15 protein-coding genes and 1 pseudogene are annotated in these 19,314 nt (G+C 61.5%); 7 read left to right on the plus strand and 9 right to left on the minus strand.

Going from position 1 to position 19,314, the window contains the following annotated elements:
* Positions 1–345 precede the first annotated feature (345 nt).
* Positions 346–1,383 (minus strand): NAD(P)-dependent oxidoreductase, encoded by a 1,038-nt coding sequence (locus IPI01_12135; GenBank protein MBK7258525.1) that lies wholly within the window; start codon positions 1,381–1,383, stop codon positions 346–348.
* On the minus strand, positions 1,380–2,438 hold the full coding sequence (locus tag IPI01_12140; protein ID MBK7258526.1) for a hypothetical protein: 1,059 nt from the start codon (positions 2,436–2,438) through the stop codon (positions 1,380–1,382). Before IPI01_12140 ends, IPI01_12135 begins: the two co-directional genes overlap by 4 nt.
* 321 nt (positions 2,439–2,759) lie before the next feature.
* Between IPI01_12140 and IPI01_12145 the strand changes: the two genes are divergently transcribed.
* Positions 2,760–3,914: an iron-containing alcohol dehydrogenase gene (locus tag IPI01_12145; protein MBK7258527.1), complete on the plus strand. Its 1,155-nt coding sequence runs from the start codon at positions 2,760–2,762 to the stop codon at positions 3,912–3,914.
* Positions 3,898–5,016, plus strand: coding sequence for a PAS domain S-box protein (locus IPI01_12150; GenBank protein MBK7258528.1), 1,119 nt, complete (start codon positions 3,898–3,900; stop codon positions 5,014–5,016). The genes IPI01_12145 and IPI01_12150 overlap by 17 nt, the downstream gene beginning before the upstream one ends.
* A 69-nt stretch (positions 5,017–5,085) precedes the next feature.
* Here the strand turns inward: IPI01_12150 and IPI01_12155 are convergent, their stop codons facing one another.
* The 3 genes from IPI01_12155 to IPI01_12165 all read right to left on the minus strand — a co-directional run bounded on the left by IPI01_12155 (position 5,086) and on the right by IPI01_12165 (position 7,426).
* On the minus strand, positions 5,086–5,910 hold the full coding sequence (locus IPI01_12155) for an OmpA family protein (GenBank protein MBK7258529.1): 825 nt from the start codon (positions 5,908–5,910) through the stop codon (positions 5,086–5,088).
* 89 nt (positions 5,911–5,999) lie between these two features.
* Positions 6,000–6,878 carry a lamin tail domain-containing protein gene (locus IPI01_12160; GenBank protein MBK7258530.1) on the minus strand — a complete coding sequence of 293 codons (879 nt, stop codon included), beginning with the start codon at positions 6,876–6,878 and terminating at the stop codon, positions 6,000–6,002.
* Between the two features lie 185 nt (positions 6,879–7,063).
* Complete coding sequence (locus IPI01_12165; protein MBK7258531.1) at positions 7,064–7,426, minus strand: hypothetical protein; 363 nt, start codon at positions 7,424–7,426, stop codon at positions 7,064–7,066.
* Positions 7,427–7,671: 245 nt separating this feature from the next.
* On the opposite strand from IPI01_12165, the gene IPI01_12170 reads away from it, so the two are divergent.
* The 5 genes and pseudogenes from IPI01_12170 to IPI01_12190 all read left to right on the plus strand — a co-directional run bounded on the left by IPI01_12170 (position 7,672) and on the right by IPI01_12190 (position 14,621).
* Positions 7,672–9,105, plus strand: coding sequence for a hypothetical protein (locus tag IPI01_12170; GenBank protein MBK7258532.1), 1,434 nt, complete (start codon positions 7,672–7,674; stop codon positions 9,103–9,105).
* A complete protein-coding gene (locus IPI01_12175; protein MBK7258533.1) occupies positions 9,102–9,860 on the plus strand; it encodes a hypothetical protein in 759 nt (252 codons plus the stop codon). Before IPI01_12170 ends, IPI01_12175 begins: the two co-directional genes overlap by 4 nt.
* A gap of 163 nt (positions 9,861–10,023) precedes the next feature.
* Complete coding sequence (locus tag IPI01_12180) at positions 10,024–11,181, plus strand: T9SS type A sorting domain-containing protein (protein MBK7258534.1); 1,158 nt, start codon at positions 10,024–10,026, stop codon at positions 11,179–11,181.
* A gap of 128 nt (positions 11,182–11,309) precedes the next feature.
* Positions 11,310–13,386: pseudogene (locus IPI01_12185) on the plus strand (hypothetical protein).
* Entirely contained in the window at positions 13,383–14,621 is a 1,239-nt protein-coding gene (locus IPI01_12190; GenBank protein ID MBK7258535.1) for a methyltransferase, read from the plus strand. The pseudogene IPI01_12185 and the gene IPI01_12190 overlap by 4 nt, the downstream one beginning before the upstream one ends.
* A 31-nt stretch (positions 14,622–14,652) precedes the next feature.
* Here the strand turns inward: IPI01_12190 and IPI01_12195 are convergent, their stop codons facing one another.
* The 4 genes from IPI01_12195 to IPI01_12210 form a co-directional block, all read right to left on the minus strand.
* A complete protein-coding gene (locus IPI01_12195; protein MBK7258536.1) occupies positions 14,653–14,799 on the minus strand; it encodes a hypothetical protein in 147 nt (48 codons plus the stop codon).
* 14 nt (positions 14,800–14,813) lie between these two features.
* The gene (locus IPI01_12200) at positions 14,814–16,271 is read right to left on the minus strand and encodes an FAD-dependent oxidoreductase (GenBank protein ID MBK7258537.1); all 1,458 of its coding nucleotides are present in this window, start codon (positions 16,269–16,271) and stop codon (positions 14,814–14,816) included.
* A 124-nt stretch (positions 16,272–16,395) separates the two neighbouring features.
* Positions 16,396–17,310, minus strand: coding sequence for a ribose-phosphate diphosphokinase (gene prs / locus IPI01_12205; protein ID MBK7258538.1), 915 nt, complete (start codon positions 17,308–17,310; stop codon positions 16,396–16,398).
* 4 nt (positions 17,311–17,314) lie between these two features.
* Positions 17,315–19,240, minus strand: a complete 1,926-nt coding sequence (locus tag IPI01_12210) for a bifunctional metallophosphatase/5'-nucleotidase (protein MBK7258539.1) — start codon at positions 19,238–19,240, stop codon at positions 17,315–17,317.
* Between the last annotated feature and the right edge of the window lie 74 nt (positions 19,241–19,314).

The raw sequence follows: 19,314 nt of genomic DNA on the forward strand, positions 1-19,314 counted from the left end.
TCCTCCGGCAGATGGGATGTTGGAAAGAACAGGTTATGAGTACAAGTCAGAACCTGACTTCCTCCGACGAAGTTCCCACCCCGGAACGCACAGAAGCCCCCGGAGGGGCCTCTGTGATGCAGATCACACCATGGATCGCGGCGTCACACCCGTTTGGTCACCCCCGGTATGGCGACCTCCAGTGCCGGAAGCTCCTTCCACTCGAAATGCGGCGGCGTCAGGTCGAGTCGCGACCCGGGGCAGCACGAACACCCTGGCAAGAAGAGCCGGGATCAGAACGTATCGATATTATCGAGGAGTGGATGGAGTTGTCGCCACGCCGGGGGTATCCTCTACCCGGACGGATCAGTACTGCCGCTTGACCTCACCGAACTTCGTCGGCTTCCCCCAGTACGTCCCTTCGTTCTTCACCCACGTGACCGCCGCGGTCATGATATCGTCCACCGCGTCGATGTACGGCCCGAACCGGCGCACGCAGAAGTCATCGTTGATCACCTGGGAATATTCCGGCTCATCGCCGACCAGGATGGGTTCTTTTCCGAGCATTGCGCCAAGGCGGGATGCGATCTCGCGCACCGCATAGGGGCGCCCGGAGACATTCAGCATCGACGGAGGGTTCTCGCAGATCTCCAGCGCGCGGATGGCGCGGTCGTTGGCATCGCGCTGCGACAGCAGGTTCACATACGGGATCGAGAGCGAGATCTCTTTCCCTTCAAGGATGGACCGCACCAGATCCACCACCACGCCATAGGCCAGGTGCTGTGCGTACGCAAGCCGGTAGTAACATGCGCGTTGTTCCGGGTGGCGCCGCGCGGTGATCGCGAAGGCATTCTCCCGCGCAACAATGCTCCACCCATAGATACCCTTCGGATCGAGCGGATCCCCCTCACGGGAACCTCCCGAAGCGAACGTTGTGAATGCATAGGGATTCGCGGAGGAAAAGACGACGATCCGCGATGCAGGATACCGCTCGCCAACCAGGTACGGGAGAATGCAGTTCACATGCACCGCTTTCTCCCAATTGTCGGACGAGCCGAACTTGAATCCGGGCATATAGATCACATTCGGCATCACGGGGAGCGTGCCGAGGAATGCCGGGTCCGTGAGCTCGCCCTTCATCACCGTCACGCCGAGTTCCGCGAAGAGTTCGGCGGTCCGTTCGCGGGGATTGCTGAACGTGGAAGCGACCGTGATCTTCCGTGAAGTGCCGGCGATCGCATCAGCACGGACGATCATCTCCGTCAGCTCCGGCCCCATCTTGCCGCTCCCTCCCAGGATGAGGAGGTCGCCCGGAATGTTCCTGACACAATCGATGACGCCGGGCGTCGGCGTGGTCATGAACTCGCGCAACTGCGCGTTGGAGGTGATCTGCGCAAGGGTCACGGATGGAGTCCTACCTCTCTTTTCATGGATGCAAGGGTTTCCGACACGAATGCCCGATCACTGATCACGGGATGGTACCCGTAGGCGCGGTCGATCTCTTCCGCGAGGCCGCTCCGGCCGTTCTCATGGAAGCAGTGCGGGCCGGGTAACAACCCCAGGGACGTCAGCCGGTATTTCACACCCCACACGGAGTTGGCGAAGTCCATCCGTGCATCGAACAGCGCCCCGTTGCACATGTTCACGATGTGGGCCAGTTCCTTCTCGCTGACCGCCAGCCTCCAGCGCTTGCCTTGTTTCCCTGCGAGCACGGCACCCGCCCAGCGCACGGCAGCATGCGTGTCGGTGGCAAAATGCCCGAGCAGTCCACCCGCATAGTGCATCGTCACTGTCCGGCGCCCGACCTTGAACGGAAAACATCCGCCGAGGTCCGCAACGATCCTGTCGTCGTTCCCCGTCACCATGACGAGGTCCTTGCTGCGCGCACTGTGCGCGGCGGCCTCGAGCATCACCTGCGCACGATAGGTATTGAAGGGCGCCGCCTTCGCGCCATACACGATCGCGAAGATCCGTTCCCAGAGGGACGCATTGAATTCCCGGCTCCCCGGAACAAGCTTCTGCAGTTCGAATCCGAACACCGGGATGATGCCCGCAACATCCCGGAAGATCCGGACGACCTCGTCGTCGGAACAGTTCGTGAACGCCGTCGGCGCGAGCATCACGATATCGTACCCGGCAGCGGCTGCAAGTTCGGCCTGCTGCATGTACTGCGGGCCGCTCACCGCGGACATCAGGAACATATCCTTCGATCCGTACTCCTGCACCATCTCTTTGATCAGGCGCAGCCAGTTCCGATAGATCTCCAGGTTGCCGCCGGAGAACTCGCCCGTGTGCGCTCCGGGAACAACAGCGCGTGCGCCGGCCCTGATGTAGTACAACGTCAACAACCGTTGCCATTGCTCCGCGGGGCGCTTGTCGCCATCCAGCGCGAGTGGACTCGGGATCCACACGCCGCCCTTCTTCAGTTTTGCATGTGCCGATGCACTCAGTCTTTTCATTGACAATGTTCCATGGACTCGCGGTACTTCGTCTGGCGTGATACAGCGGAAGGTGAACCGGGGGGCGGCATGGTTTCACCCATGGCACACGACCGCCACCCCGATGATTCTGCCTAAGGTAGCCAAACAGATCGATGAAACCAAGCCCTGGCACGCAGAAACCGGTCACAGACCTCTCCAGGGCCACCAGGCCTCACATGATGCCACCGCAACCACTGTCCGGCCCCTTCTTTGCTTTTCCCACAACGGTTCCGTAAGTTGCTCACCAGAGGGGGGCAGTCCACGAGAACGCACTTCGAAGAGGCACACGTGGTCAGCTCGATGACTGTTGCGCTACGGAAATTCGTAGCACCCGAATTCATCTTTGGCAACGGAGCGCTCGAACTGGCGGGACAATACGCCAGCAATCTTCATATCCGCAAAGCCCTCGTCGCTACCGATCCCGGCGTGACCGCCGCCGGATGGCTCAGCAAGGTCACCGCAAGCCTCGCCGCACACGGTATCCCCTACGCGGTCTTCGATCAGATCTCACCCAACCCCCGCGTGGAAGAGGTCATGAACGGGGCAGAGGTATTCCTCACGGAAGGGTGCGACGTCATCGTGGCCGTTGGCGGGGGCAGCGTCATCGACTGCGCCAAGGCACTGGGGATCGTCAGCACGAATCGCCAGGCGGTCCGCACGTTCGAAGGGGTTGACAATGTTGCGGAGCCAGGACCACCGCTCATCGCCATCCCCACCACCGCAGGAACTTCCGCAGATGTCTCGCAGTTCGCGATCATTGCGGATATGCAGGAGCGCCTGAAGTTCGCCATCATCAGCAAGACGGTCGTCCCGGACGTTGCTCTGGTGGATCCTGCAACGACCGTCACCATGGATCCCTATCTGACGGCGTGCACCGGCATGGACGCCCTCGTCCATGCGATCGAAGCATATGTCTCCGAGGCACATTCGCCCCTGTACGACCTCCACGCCCTCGAGGCCATCCGCCTGATCACCCGACACCTTCAGACCGCAATAGAACAACCGGGCGATCTCGAAGCCCGTGCCGGAATGATGCTCGGCAGTCTCGAAGCAGGCCTCGCGTTCTCCAATGCCAGCCTTGGTGCAGTCCACGCTATGGCCCACAGCCTGGGCGGCTATCTCGACCTGCCCCATGGCGAGTGCAATGCCCTCCTGCTCGAACATGTCGTCGCGTACAATTTCGATGCCTCGCCTGAACGGTATACCGCGATCGCCACGGCGCTCGGGATCCCGCCCGGCCTCACGGAATCATCGTCGATACGGACGGCGATCCGGACACGCATCAACATGATGCGGACAACGGCACGGATCGGGGGTTCACTCGCCGACCGTGGACTGAAGAGCGGCGACATCCCGGTGCTCGCAGAGAAAGCGGTGCGGGATCCCTGCCTCGTGACCAATCCGCGGCGGGCCGCGAAACGTGATCTGGAGGTCATCTATGCAGACGCCCGATGACGGCGATGAGGAGCGCTCGGCCCTCCGCGACCGCATCATCGGACTGGGAGAGCGGTCATTCCGCAAGAGTTATTTCCCTCAACTTCAGACCCAACTCCTGAGGTTGGAACGGTTCCGCATGCTCTTTGATCATACGCGCGAAGGGCTCTACCTGATCGATGGTGCAAGCGGGAACATCCTCGACGCGAACAGGGTCGGGGCGGGATTCTTCGGCCGCGGGATGGACGATCTCCTGCATTCGAACTTTCCCGACCATTTTCCGCCAGCACAACGCGCGCTGCTCGCCGCTCTCCTCGCGAAGGATGCTCCGGCTGAGGACAGCACACACGCGATCACCCTCCACCGGGAAATGGCCGACGGCACCGATGCCGTTCTGGAGTTCACGATCAATGCCGTGGGATTGCAGGGCCAGCACTTCCTCCTCGTCATCGCACGTGACGTGACGGAGCGCCACCAGGCAGAACTTCAATTGCGGAGCTCGTTGCGCGAGAAAGAGGCTCTGCTCCGCGAGGTCCATCACCGCGTGAAGAACAACCTTCAGGTGATCTCAAGCCTCTTGCATATGCAGGCCGCGGAATCCACGGACCCGCACACACAAACAGTATTCCAGGAAAGCCAGACACGCGTCCGGTCGATGGCGCTCGTCCATGAGCGGTTGTATCAGTCCGGCGACTTCTCGGGTATCAACTTCCGCGACTATCTCCCCGCGGTCGGCAAGGACCTGCTCTTCTCCTACGGTCGCACGGACATCGCATTGAGGATCGATGCTGAAGACATCCACTTCGCGATCGATTCCGCAATTCCGTGCGGCCTGATCGTGAGTGAGCTCCTCTCGAACGCACTGAAACATGCGTTCCCGGATGCCCGACGGGGATCGATCACCGTGGCATTGCATGCCGTGGGAGAATCGATGGTGCGCCTGGTGGTTCGGGATGACGGTATCGGATTCCCACCCGACAAGGAACTCGCCGATATTCGTTCGATGGGGATCACACTCATTCTCGGGTTGACAGAACAATTGGACGGGACGGTGACCCTCGACCGTTCGAATGGGACAGGGTTCATCCTGGAGTTCCCCCTCACACACCGAAGGCCGGCATAGCCGGCCTTCGATCCCTTTCCACTGCGCTCTCCGCAGAGATCCCGCTCTATCCCCGCACACCTCTGGCGGTCACTGCTCCACCAGCTCCACGCGGCGGTTCTTCCCCCTGCCTTCTTCCGTGCGGTTCGTCGCGGCCGGACAGTACTGTCCGACGCCCGCCGCTTTCAGCCGGGTTGCAGCCACCCCCTGCCCCTGGAGAGCGCGGACGACGGCATCAGCACGTTCCGCGGAGAGCTTCACATTTGCGTCAGGATTTCCCTGGTTGTCCGTATGCCCGACCACATGGAGCTTCAGCCTGGTGTTCTGCTTCAACAGCTTGCCGATCTCTTCCAGCGTCGGGGCCGACTCCGGCTTGAGCACCGACTTCCCGGTATCGAAGTAGATGCCATACACCGCGACCCTTCCATCCGTGGCAATGCTGGCCCCCATCGCCGCGGCATCGGCCTGCACGTCCTGTTTCATCGCCCCGATCTCGACGATCACAACACTGTATTGCGATCCCTCGTTGACCGGCTCCACGTGCACATAGCACGTCGCACCCCCTTTGACGATCTTTCCGCCGTAGACACGGCCATCCGTATACAGCTTCTTTCCTCCGATCTTCGTCAACGCAACTTCGTAGTTGCGCTCGATCTGCGTCATGCTCGCCTGGCTCGCCCCATCCTTGATCTTGTAGCTGATGCGGGTGGTCTTGCCCTCCCAGGTAGCTTCCGACTCCGGAAGGTACGGAGAGACATAACTATCGAAGTCCTTTACTTCGTACCCTTCGATATAGTATCCCGGCATGCGGGTGAGGAGCGGATGGTCCTTCGCACCCTGGAGGTCCGTTTGTGACAACACGGGAGCGGAACAGACAAGAAGAAGCACGAGAGTGGAGATGGATCTGCGGATCATGGGGGGCCCTGTGCTGTGAAGAATGGTGTCTTGCCCCAATCTAGCAAAAACCACCGACAAACGACAGAAAAACCCGGTCCGGATGCCGCTCACCGCAGGAGAAGAATGCGTTCCACGACCCGGATCCCCTCTCCCTGGAGGACGCAGAAATAGACCCCCGACGGCGATGAGCCTGCATGCAGGATGAGCCCGGTCGTGCCGGCACGCTGATGGCCACGGGCAAGCACCTGTACCTCCTCCCCCAGCACGTTCATCAGAACAAGGGTGTAGGTGCCGGCACGGGGAAGGGTCAGACGGACGCGCGCAGTGCTATTGAACGGCGATGGATAGCATTCGATCCGTGCCTCAGCGGGAAGCGCCAGGCCCGACCCGACGGGCCTGACGCCCAGAAGCGTGGACGCGGAGGTCCGCGGTACCGGCGACCCCGTCTCGAAATCCGCGCCGTTGTTGTTCGCATCGATCATGCCACCCCCTCTGCGCAGGAGTGCCGTCTTCGTCCCCGCCGCAGGCGCGGCGGAGTCCCCCTCAAAGCACGTCGCCGACGTCCCGTATCCTACCAGATCCACGACATCGCTTCCTGTCGGACAACTCCCGGAGACCGGTGCCTGCGTTGACATGAGCACGACCTTTCCCGCCGAAGCGCTCATCGCGATCGTGCCCACCACATCCGGCGTAGGCAACGGCGTCGTCCCCGCACCTCCCGCGCCTTCCTGAACGAGAAAATAGTGCTTCGCGGGGATACTCCCGGCGAGTGGCGTCATCTGCCAGGTCGTTCCGGCCCCCGATGCATACCGGAGGCTCCACCCGGAAAGGTCGACGGCTCCCGCGCCTGTATTCACGAGTTCAATGAAGTCGTGCGTCCACACCGAACCGCTGTTTCCACCCCCTCCGTAGATCTGGCTGATACGCACCTGGGCGGTCGCAGGAACAGTGAGACAGACGAGAAGGATCACGACATTGGTCCGCATTCCACACCTCATATGGACGATCGGTGGTGAAGCACATCCCTTTGAGGCGCCTGCACGTCCGCCCCATCACTGATAGTACATGGCCACGGCCTGCTTTCCGATGGCACGTGCGATCGCCGGTGCTCATCACATGTTGCATCCGCCCCCTCAGGTCTGTACATTCCACATGCATGACCACGCGCCGCTCACGTCCCCATCTCCATTCGCAGGAGCTCACACATGCCGGCCATGACCCCACTCCGCTTGATTCCCTGGCCCCACCGCAATGCACCGGGGGCGTTCCGCCTGATGTTCCGGCGCCGGCCCGACAGTCCAACCCGCGCGATGAGCGCAGGTGCGCTGTGTGCCTCGCTCTTGCTCTCGATCGTGTCTGCTCCCTCATCGTTCGCGCAACACATGCCTGATCCCGCGATCGATACACTCGCGGAAGAAACGGTCCTGTCGATGATGGAGAGCCGGGTTTCAGCCGGAGTGCTCGGCACATTCAAGGCGGGCACGCCTGCCCCGTTCTGGCTGTTCGGCGAACACCGGCGATTAGCCGTGCGCAACAACATCGTCCCGGCGCATTGGTTCGTGAACGGCACCCAACACCACGGCATGTTCACAGGAAGCGCGCATCCCGGCGAGTTCTCTACATTCCAGATCGCACTGGTGGCAGACAGCGTTGACCTCCACGGCTGCACGGTCACCTTCGGCCCGTTACGCTCTGCGGACGGCACTATAATAGAGAGGAGCGCCTTGCGTTGCCTCTCTCGGCGGCATCACGAAGGACGGACTGCCATTCCAGAAACAAATGCTCATCCCCGCCCGCCATGTCGTCCCGCTGTGGATCGGGGTCACCATCCCCCCGGAACAGAAGGCCGGAACCTACACGGGAACCTGGAGCGTCAGGGCCGGAGAGAGCACCGTACCATTCTCGGTCCGGCTCGATGTACGTGGAGAAGCGCTCGCCGAAGGCGGCACACGGGATGCCTGGCGCCTTGCCCGGTTACAGTGGCTCGACTCTCGGATTGCGCAGGGCGATTCTTCCGTGACACGCCCCTTCACGCCGATCGTGGTGAACACCGCAACCCGGACACTCGATATTCTCGGCCGCCGGATCACTCTCGGGCCCAATGGCATACCTGAGCAGTATGCATCATTCTTCTCCGGGAGCAACACCGCGATCCTGTCGAAAGCACGTACAGCCTTCGCCGCACCGCCGGCATTCACATGCAGCGGCGTTGCGGACACACTCTGGGATCCCGGATCATTCACGTTCACGCGGACAACGCCCGCGGCGGTTTCCTGGCACGTGGTGAGCACGTCGGGTTCTCTGTCGCTCATCGTGGATGGAACACTGGAGTATGACGGCTTTCTTTCATTGCGCATGGGGCTGCGGGCCGGCGAGGCGGTCACCCTCCAGGATATCCGGCTGAGCATTCCGTGGAAAGGAGAAGTACCGCGGTATGCGATGGGGCTCGGCCTGACCGGGCGGCGCCGCCCGCAGACCATCGACTGGCGCTGGGATATAACGAAGCATCAGGACGCACTCTGGCTCGGCGATGTGCAGTGCGGCGCGATGGTACGCCTCAAGGATGAACACTATGAACGTCCGCTGATCAACCTCTACTACGACTACAAGCCCCTGCTCCTCCCACGGTCGTGGGGCACCGGCGGGGTCAGGGTGACCACACAGCCGGATGCGGTGGTGTACACGGCCTACACCGGCCCGCGCACGCTGGGGGTGGGAGACACACTCCATTTCGATGCCGACTGGTACTTCACGCCGTTCAAACCGATCGACCCCCATACACATTTCACGGACAGGTACTACCACCCGAATCAGGGCACGGGCATGGAAGACCCGGCGTGGCTCCGTGCCAACGGCGTCACAGTGATGAACATCCACCACAACAAAGAGGCGAATCCGTTCATCAACTACCCGTACAGCGACGCGTCGCTCGGCGTACTGCGGGACTACATCAGCCGTGCGCACGCTGAAAGCGTGCGTGTCAAGATCTACTATACGACGCGGGAACTCACACAGAACCTCCCCGAGTTCTTCGCCCTCTACAGCCTGAATGGCGAGATCATGATGCCGCGCCGCCCTGGCATCCCGTGGACGATCATCAATCCCGGGGGCCTCATCCCTGGCTCCGGCAGCATGTCGGTCTGGGGATCATCCCGGCATGGAAGGAGACGATCACGTTTCCCCGTTACGGAGGAAAACTCGATCTTGCCGTGATCACAACGCCCGATTCGCGCTGGAACAACTTCTATCTTGAAGGGCTCCGGTACCTCGTCCGATCGGCGAGGATCGACGGCCTGTACGTCGATGACACGGCGCTGGACCGCGTCTCCATGCGCCGCGCGCGGCGCATCCTGGATGAGGACGGCGATCCGGGCCGGCGCATCGACATGCATTCGTGGAACCATTTCAACGCCATGGCGGGCTACGCGAACTGTTCCATCGTCTTCATGGAACACTATCCGTACTACGACCGGTTGTGGCATGGCGAGATGTTCGATGCCTCCAACCCGCCGGACTACTGGCTGGTCGAGATGTCCGGGATACCATTCGGCCTGATGAGTGAGATGTTGCAGGAGGGCGGCAATCCGTGGCGCGGCATGCTGTTCGGCATGACCCAGCGCTGGCCGTGGAGCGGGGATCCGCGGCCCCTGTGGAAAGCCATGGACTCCTTCGGGATCGCCGATGCAACGTTCACGGGGTGGTGGGACCCGGAGTGCCCGGTAACGACGGATAACCCTGATGTCCGGGCGTCGGTATATGAACGCAACGGCCACATGATGATCGCTCTTGCGAGCTGGGCACCTGCAGTGACCACGGTACATGTCCGTGCTCGCGCAGGAAGCACTCTCCCCGAAGTGCTGATCGCGCCCCGGATTGAAGGATTCCAGGCGGCCGGCACCTTCGACCCCGGGGCGCCATTGACCGTGCCACCCGGCCAGGGCTTACTCCTTCTCGGCCAACGGAATTGAGAGAAGGCCTGTTCCTTTACCAAACCAGGTCAGCTTGACTTTTGCCGCCATCGGTGGGATATTAGTGTGATCGTAAACAGCGGGGGTTCCCTACCACCCCCCCCGCGATTCATCGTCGTTCGCACGACGCTCACTACTTCCTCACACCACAGGAGGATCCCGTATGTCATATCGCCACAGTGTGTACGCGTTGGCCCTGCTGATTCTCATCGCGTGCCAGATCTCCGTCGCAGCCCCCGGCTACCAGGTGAGCGTGACGCAGGCCACCAGCAGCAATACCCTGACGCTGACCTTTTGGATCGGCAATGCGGCCCCTGAATTCGTTCTGGGCACTGCAGGGTTCAAGATCGCCTACAATACGTTTGCCATTGGCTGCCCGACCAAACTCCTTGCGGAGGACGGGCCATGGGACCAGCAAACAGACCAGGACTATCAGAATATGACGCTCACGCTGCATGATGGCGGCGTCGTGGAACTCCACACACACTTCATCGGCGGCGCAGATTACAGCGGGATGCTTGTACCTGCGGGATCACTGAAGAAGATCGGCGCCATCCGGTTCGAGATCCTGAGCACCTCGGAACCTGCCCAGCTTGCGTGGGCCTCACCCTATCTGTACCGGCTGAACAGCCCGGGTGCCCAACCGTCGTATGAAGTGGCCTATACCGCCGCGGGGGATTTCATCCCGCCTGACGAGCAGCCCCTGCCCATCACGCTCTCGTCATTTACCGGAATGCCGCTGACCGACGCGGTGGGGGTATCGCTGACCTGGCGGACACTCAGCGAGATCAACAACTACGGCTTCACTGTAGAACGCCGTCCGGCAGGCGCCGGCGATTTTGTTGCGGTGAAGGACGCGTTCTTCGCCGGAGCAGGAACGACGACCGAACCGCGGACGTACGCGTTCATCGACCGGACCATTCCGGCTCCCGGCACGTACGACTACCGGCTGAAGCAACAGGACCTGAACGGCACGGTGTGGTATTCGCCGGTCGTCAGCGTGACCGCAACGGTCACCGGCCTCAACGACGTCGAGGTCCCGATCGATCCGACGCTCGTCCAGAACTATCCGAATCCGTTCAACCCCGAGACCCTGATCCGGTACGGCGTTGCCGAACGGTCGCCGGTGACGGTGGAGATCTATACGCTCCTCGGACAGAAGGTGCGCACGCTGGTGAATGCGCTCCAGGAATCCGGACGGTATCAGGCGGCGTGGGACGGCAGGGACGATGCCGGACGCGCCCTCACAAGCGGCACATTCATCTGCAGGGTCACGTCGGCCACAGGAATAGCATCAGTGAAGATGCTCCTGCTCCGCTGACCTGCGCTGTCCCATCGGAGAACGCCGGAGCAAAGAGTACGCTGCATCACTGACCCGGCATGAGACCGCTCTGTGCGTTCTCCGGTCTGTTCCTTTCCTTCATCTCTTCCCACTCAGGACCACGATCCATGAAAGCGTTCCTTCGCATCATTGCGTCCGTTGCTCTCGTACTCCTTCTCCCGCTCATGCTCCATGCCCAGACGGGGCCATCGCTGGACGGGTCATGGGAACTGATCCCGGCACACAGTCAGGACATGGACCATTTCCGTTCGTTTGCCCTGACCCTCCGCACCGCAGGCCAGCCTGTTACCATTGTGCAGGTCTGGCGCGCACGCCAGGTCCACCGCGACTCCGTCACCCTGATCCCCGGGGCCAAAGAAGTGACGCTCCCTGTACCCGGCTGGGTGAATCCACCCAATGTGTACATGGGCATGCGCCGGCCCGAAGGCGGCACCCGACAGATGGCGGCTCGCTACGAGGACGGAGGGAGAACGTTGATCGTCACCGAGAAACTCCAGCACGAGGGTTCCCAGGGACCGAAACCGGTGACCATCGAACACCGGTATGCCCTGACGAAGGAGAAGGACATGCTCGAGTACTCGATCATCCGCTCCACGAGGAAGACCGGCCCGCCGATGAAGTATACGTTCAAAAAGGCAGGCACGCGGCACGGATATGTGATCCGACTGAAGGACGATTTCACGATCCCGGGCGATCTTGCGTACAATGCGATGATGATCTCCCTCCAGGGGCTTGCCAATATCACCGCACCCAATGTCTATCTCCTCTATCCGACAGACTGGCCCTTCACGTATGTGAATTCGGTCTTTGATTTCTACAAGGACAAGCGCTTCTACACGTTCACGGAACTCCGGGCCGGCGCGGATGCCCTGAAGGCACTCGGAAAATTCGCAAAAGGCTACGTCGTCTGGGACAAGGAGGTCCGTACGTCACTGATCGTGGCATTCACTGTTGCAGGCCTCGAGCAGGCCGTTGTCGTGAGCAAGGATGAGATCCCGCTCGTCGAAGCCGCAGGCCTGAAGCCTGTCGAGGACTTCCGCGGGAAGTTCACGGGTCAGTCGGACATTCAGATCTACCAGTGGGCCTATGACAAATACTGGGCCCGGTGCAGCCGCGAATACATCATCTGGCTGGGTGGCGAGCACGGCACCATGATGAAACCCGCGGTCGCCGATTGGGGGATCAAACAGCGCGTGTTCTTCAACGACCTCTCCACCCGGAAGACCGACACTGCGGAGTACGCGCTCGCACGCAGGATGCTCTCGGAAATGAAGCCGATGTCGATGGTCATGGGATGGCATTCGTACAAGAAAGACCTTGAAGAAGAACATGTCGCTCTCACGTCGAGCTTCGGCCACAGGGTGGAAGGGCTCAACTCCCTGCCGAACCTCAGTTACAGCGCACAGATCCCGACATCGCCGGGGTTCGTCTTTAAGAACAACCACCACGTGAAACCCGGCGAGAAGATCCAGCCGAAGGAGAAGGTATACGTCACGTGCCTCCAGACCGACGGGATGGGCCTGGGTGCCTGGCTCAAACCTGGCCGGGGTGATATTCCCTATGCATGGGAATGCCTGATGAACTATACCTGGATGGCACCCGGCATGGCCGAGTACTTCTACGCCACCGCAACCCCGAACGACTACCTGATCGGCTGCCTCTCCGGGCCGGGCTATCTGTATCCGAAGGCGGTGCCGCCCGAATACCTGAAGAAGCTCATCGCCATGGCTCGCGAACAGATGAAGGTCCTCGACCTCCGCGTGTTCGAAACCATGGACTGGTCCGAAGGCGACGAGACCGAAGGCAACACGGATCTTCCCCAGAGCGTCATCGACATGTACTACGACGGCATGCCGGAGGCGATCGGCTTCGTGAACGGCTACGGAGGGGTACACACATACGATCAAGAACGGCCGTCCGTTCATGTCGTTCGACTATTATCTTGGCCCGCACAAACCGGAAGCGGATGCTGTTAACGATCTCAAAGAACTGGCCACGCTGAATACCCGCCGCCCCTATTTCCTGCTCGTCCACGTGCGCGAGTACAGCGATGTGAAACGGGTGAAGAGCATCCTCGACCAGCTCGGACCGGAGTTCGAGGTCGTTCCCCTGGATGTCTTCCTGAACATGGCCGGCAACCAGCCCACGTTCGAGAAACGTGTCCTCAAGGAACGCAAGAAATGACATCGCGCGAGCGCGTCCTTGCTGCATTGGACCACCGTACGCCGGACCGTGTGCCCCTTGACCTCTCGGGGCACCGGTCCTCCGGCATCCATGCGATCGCGTATGCGAGGCTGAGGAAGCATCTCGGCCTGCCTCCACGCCCGCTCCGGGTCTACGACATCATCCAGCAGATGGCTGTCGTGGACAATGACGTCCTCGACCTGTTCGGCGTGGACACCATCGAGCTGGGACGCGGATTCGCGCTCGAGGACAAGCACTGGCACGATTGGGTCCTCCCCGATGGCACACCATGCCAGATCCCCATCTGGATCACACCCGAACGGGACGGAGCACGGTGGGTCCTGCGGTCACCCTCGGGACGCATCCTCGCTCAGATGCCCGATGGCGCTCTGTACTTCGAGCAAACGTACTACGTCTTCATGGAGGGGGAGGAGAATTTCGATGACCTCGGAACTGCCTTCACGGAGTCCATGTGGACCGGCTTCGCCTCTCCTCCCGGCCCGCTGGTGGATGGGCCCGACGGCGAGCGCCTGCTTATCGAAGGCGCGCGCCGGCTGAGGGAGTCCACGGACCGCGCCATCCTCGGCCTCTTCGGCGGCAACCTCCTCGAGGTAGGCCAGTTCCTATACCGGAACGACACCTTCTTCATGATGCTTGCAGGTGAACCGGAGAAGGCGCACGACTTCCTGGATCATGTTGTGGCGTACCACCTGAAGAACCTCGAGGCCTATCTGCGCCGGGTCGGTCCCTTCATCGATGTCATCGTGTTCGGCGATGACCTCGGCATGCAGACCGGCCCGCAGATGTCGCCCGCCATGTACCGCGAATTCTTCAAGCCGCGCCATGCGATCCTGTGGAACCGCGCAAAGGAACTCGCGCACGTGAAGGTCATGCTGCATTGTTGCGGCGGCGTGCGGGAACTGCTGCCCGATATGATCGAGGCCGGGCTCGACGCGATCAATCCCGTGCAGGTGACCTGCCGGGGGATGGAAGCACACGGACTGAAGGCTGACTTCGGGTCACGTCTGACATTCTGGGGTGGCGGGTGCGATACGCGTGAAGTGTTGAGCCGTGGGACACCGGCACAGGTGAAGAGCCATGTGGCGGAGCAGATCGCAGCGTTGCATCATAACGGCGGATTCGTGTTCCAGCAGGTGCACAACGCACTGGCCGATGTGCCGCCGGAGAACCTGGTGGCGATGTTCGAGGCGGTCAGGACGTACACACCGACGTAGCGGCGGGCCGCGCCACGTGGGCCGTGGCCGGTCAGTGCTTACGCACCATCCGCAGGATCTTTGCGTTGATGATCACGAACCGCACGAATTGCCAGAGGAGATTCGTGCGGAAGTAACGGGTCATCCGTGTTGGCACAGGCGGATAATAGGATTGGCCAAACGGTGTTCGGGTTGTCATGGTCGGCTCAGATGTCATTCGGGAATGATGGTCCAGAACGGTTTTGCCTTGGCTTTGTAGATGAACGCGTGATGCAACAGGTGTTTGATCCAGTGACCCGCGAGACCGATCTCGCCTGTCGTATACCGCAGATCCCTCCCCGTATCGGGATACCGTTCGAAATCGGGGATGATGGGATACATCGTCATGGACACCGCTGTACCGCTGAACAGATTCGCCCCGGCCGAAGCGATGCAGGCGGCCCCCATATGCGCGAGCGACGCCCTCCGCGTCGGACCTTCCGCCTTCCCCTTGATCATATCCACGATATTGTAGGCCACCTGGCGCGCCATCACACCCGATGGCATGCCCGTCCGTGGCGGCGCAGGAAATATGGGTACACCCTTCGCGCTGATCATGGGTTTTGATATCGCATGTGGCGGTGCAAAGGCGATGCCTGCCGCGAAGACATTCCCGTACCTCGGCGACTGATATGTCTGCGGCCAATCCGACGGTTTCCATTCTTCGTACGGCTTCTTCGTATAGTCCCCATCCACCATCATGAAGCCGCTCGGCGCGAAGAGGGTCGAGGTGATGTCCGCACCCTGGCGGTCCATGGCGGAAAGACCGACGCCCGCGAATGGCGGGAGAAGCATCGAGAAATCCGATGCAAGCTCGTGCTCGGACCCATCAAGAAGCTCATATCGGATCCCCCGGTCCGTCACCTCCTGGACATGCGCCTGCGTGATCCATTCAATGCCGCGTTCTGTATAGAGCGACTCCGTGAACACCCTGCTGTGGGTCACATACCCGCCACGATGCAGGAACATACCTCCGATCCCGAAATCTCCGAGTTCCATCTCGTTGGAGATCCAGATCACGCGGGCCTTATCGCGGACCCCGTGCTGCCGGAGCATGAATTCAACATTGAAGATATACTCGAATGCCGCGCCCTGACAGGTACACGTGCCGTGGCCGGTGCCGATCAGCAGGGTCTTCTTCTCCCCCTTGCGCATCCGTGCGATGAGCTCATCCAGAGCAGCCGAGGTCTTCGACGCGTGATCGTGGGTACACACCGAGTGGCTGTTCTGTTCCGGGCCAAGCCCCTTCGTTGCCCCGAAATTGAGCTTCGGGCCTGTTGCATTGATCAGATAGTCATAGGCAAGGTCCGCCTGCTGCCCCTTCCGTCCGGGATCGGTGTATTCCACCGTCACGTACGGCGTGCTGCTCGCTGCATTTCCTTCAGGGTGGATGCAGACGGCTTTCGCCTGATGGAATTCGATCCCCGCCTTTCGATAGACAGGCTCGAGCGGGAACGTGACCTGGTCCGGGGTCATCAGTCCGACCCCGACCCAGATATTCGAGGGGATCCAGTTCCATTTGCTGTTGGGTGTGACAACGAGCACGGTGTGCGCGGAACCGAGCTTGCGCCGGGCATGGAGGGCCGCGGTTTGACCTGCAATGCCGCCGCCAAGGATGATGAGTCTGGCCATACGGGACCTTTCAGGGGCCGGAGAGGGGGGAGGAAGAACCGAGCCGAAACATCTCTACCGGATGATACCACAGTGCGGCGCGAGATTCAAGGGGAATTCTCGCCGCTCAACCCGCCAGCCCCCCTCACGCCAGGTCCGCCGCCAGCACGCGTGCAAGCGACAGTACTTCGAACGGCGCCCGCCCTCGGAGCGCCGCGATGCGGGTCGGACAGGAATCCGTGACGTAAAAGCGTGAGATGGGTCCACCCTCGAACCGCCGCCACGACTCATCGGGAAAGATGGCGTGCGTGACATAGGCCGACACGTCCGTGGCCCCTGCCTCGCGGATCACCCGCGCGCATTCCAGCATCGTCTCTCCGCTCATCACCAGATCATCCACGATGCACACGTTCTTCCCGCGCGGATCCCCTTCCTTGATCCTGATGATCCTCTTGTCCCCTTCGCGCACCTTCACGCAGACGATCGGGTCAAATGCTTCCAGGTCGTGCGCGAAGCGCTTCCGGGAGCCATCGTCGGGGAACGCCACCGTCACCGGTGCACTCCCCTCCCGCCGCAGGACCGTATCACGGAACATCGGCAGGGCCGAATGCAGGCGGACGCGCACCGCATCGCCGAAGTAGTACTGTTCCTGCAACGCATGGATATCGAGGATGGTGATATCCGTGCGGGTCGCCGGCGGAATGGCGGAAATGATCCTCGCCATCGCTTTCGAGGTGACCACCTGGCCGAACGCATCGGCCCGATCCATCATCCCCGCCGGGAAATACGGAATGAGCACACGGAGGCATTCGATGGGATACGACGCAAGCGCATAGAGCAGGGCGATCTGCCGGAAAAGCTCGTCTGCATTTCCTATGGAAGCGATGAACGCGACGCGGGCATTCTCCAGCGATCGCGCCTCATGGATGAAGATGTTCGGCATACCATCGGGAAACGTCTCCCAATCGATCTTCCCTTCGTCCCATGCCGGGAGCAGCGCCCGCACTTCAGCGGCAACGGACTCCATGTCGCGTGCGTGGAACAGGATGGTTCGGTTCATTGGGTTACCCTTTCGCTGACGAAGATGGTGGCCGGCGTCTTCCCGGCCGGACCACGAGTGTGATGAGCACGACGATCCCCACCAGCACGATGACACCGCCGGCTGCCCTGAGAGCGAAGCTATTCGGCCCGCGCATGATCATGAGCGGGTTCCATGAGGGTTCCCAGGCGTACCATCCGCGAAGCGTGCGATACGCAGCAGGAACCTCAGGGATGCCCCCGGCACCTCCCGGGGGGAACGATCGGAGATATGACACCAGCGCGATCCACTCTTTCACTTCCTGTACGCCCGGTGTGGCCACGTCCCCATCGATCATCACGGTCTCATGCATCGCCACCGGTGTCCCATCAGCATTGCGCGGCTGCACCCGGACCACGCCATAGCTCAGGTCACCCAGCATCTCGATCATGAACGCCGTGTAGTAGTTCACGCACACGCGGTACAGACTGTCAGGATGGATCTCCCGCACACGTCCGTTGTCATCCACAAGCTCGGCGCGGGTCACACGGTTGAGTGGAAGACGATGGGGATTGACGGCGAAGCGCACCCCCCTGTACTGTAAATGCACATCACCCTTCACGGCGGCCAGGGTGGGTCCGACCTCGAGGATCGTCAGCAGGTCTTCGCCCGTGACGTACGGTGCGACGAGCGGGTAACCCGCCTCACCATCAGGCCCCCGCCCCAGCGAGAGAACCCGGAAGGCATCATCAACGGTGATCGGCCCCGGGCCGAGGGTGTGCCGGATCATCCCCAGCGGTTGGATCACCACATCGACGGGACGCGCATCCGGTCCTTCAGCCCGCCGCACAGCATAGGCAAAGGCATCCGTGATAAGATCTCCGAGGCGCAACTCACCGCCGCGCGCATACCCGTACGCGACGCTCTCGAATGCGAATGGCGACCGTGCGATCACCTGGTGGAATGACAGCCCGTGTCGGCGGAGATAGGCCGAATCGATCTCCGTGACAAAGCCGGTGGCACGCTCCGCAACTGCGCGGTCATCCGGAATGGACGGGTCCAGCGGGACCAGCCTGTATCCGCTGACCGAGACCCCTCCCGCCCCGACGATGAGATCGAGAACGCCAAGGTTCGCGCAATTCGGCCCCGCCGAGACGATGACCGTGCTTCCGATCCGGAGCGGTTCGGTGAACGTCCTGTGCGTATGCCCGCTCACGATAACGTCGATCCCCGGGACCTGCTCGGCGAGGCGCACATCTTCGGAACGGGACCGGTTCGGCGATGTCCCGCTGTGCGACAGACACACGACAAGATCGACGTGCTCCTGTTCACGAAGGAGAGCGACCATCCGCCCCGCTGAGGAGACGCAGTCGTCGAATGTGACGCTGCCAAGAAAGGGGCAATCCCTGGCCGCATCGCTTCCCATCAGGGCAAAAAGCCCGATGCGGAGCCCGTTGCGCTCCAGGACCATACGATCCCGGACGCCGTACGCAGCGAGCTCTTCACGGAGCGGATCCAGCGATGGCTCGCCTGCGGGAACGTTCATGTTCGAAGCGAGCAGGGGGATGATGCGGTCGCCGGATGTCCTGGCCGCATGGAGCGAGCGTACGACCCCATCCCACCGGAAATCCAGATCATGGTTCCCGAACGTCCCCGCATCGTATCCCATGAGCCCGAGCATCCGCAGCTCCACGGCACGGTCCATGACCAGCGTGTGGAACAACGTCCCCATGCTGTAGTCGCCTGCATCCACAACGATCGTGGAAGACGGGCGGCGGGAACGTTCGCGTGTGATCGCGGTGGCGAGCCGGGCGAAGCCCCCGGTCTCCCGCACTGTACCATCATCGGCGATCGAGGCGTGAGGCAGGATCTGCGAGTGGAGATCGTGTGTGAAGAGGATGGAAACGGTCCGCCGGGATACCTCGCCGGCGTGAGCGGACAGGGTGAGCAGGGAGAGGGCCATGAAGATCATGGAACGTGCACAGGGACCCTCGCCCCAACGCCGGACAGGTCCGGCATGGCCCTCATATGTGAGCGATGGTCCGT

This window comes from Ignavibacteriota bacterium (genome assembly GCA_016707525.1).
Lineage (GTDB): Bacteria > Bacteroidota > Ignavibacteria > UBA10030 > UBA6906 > JAGDMK01.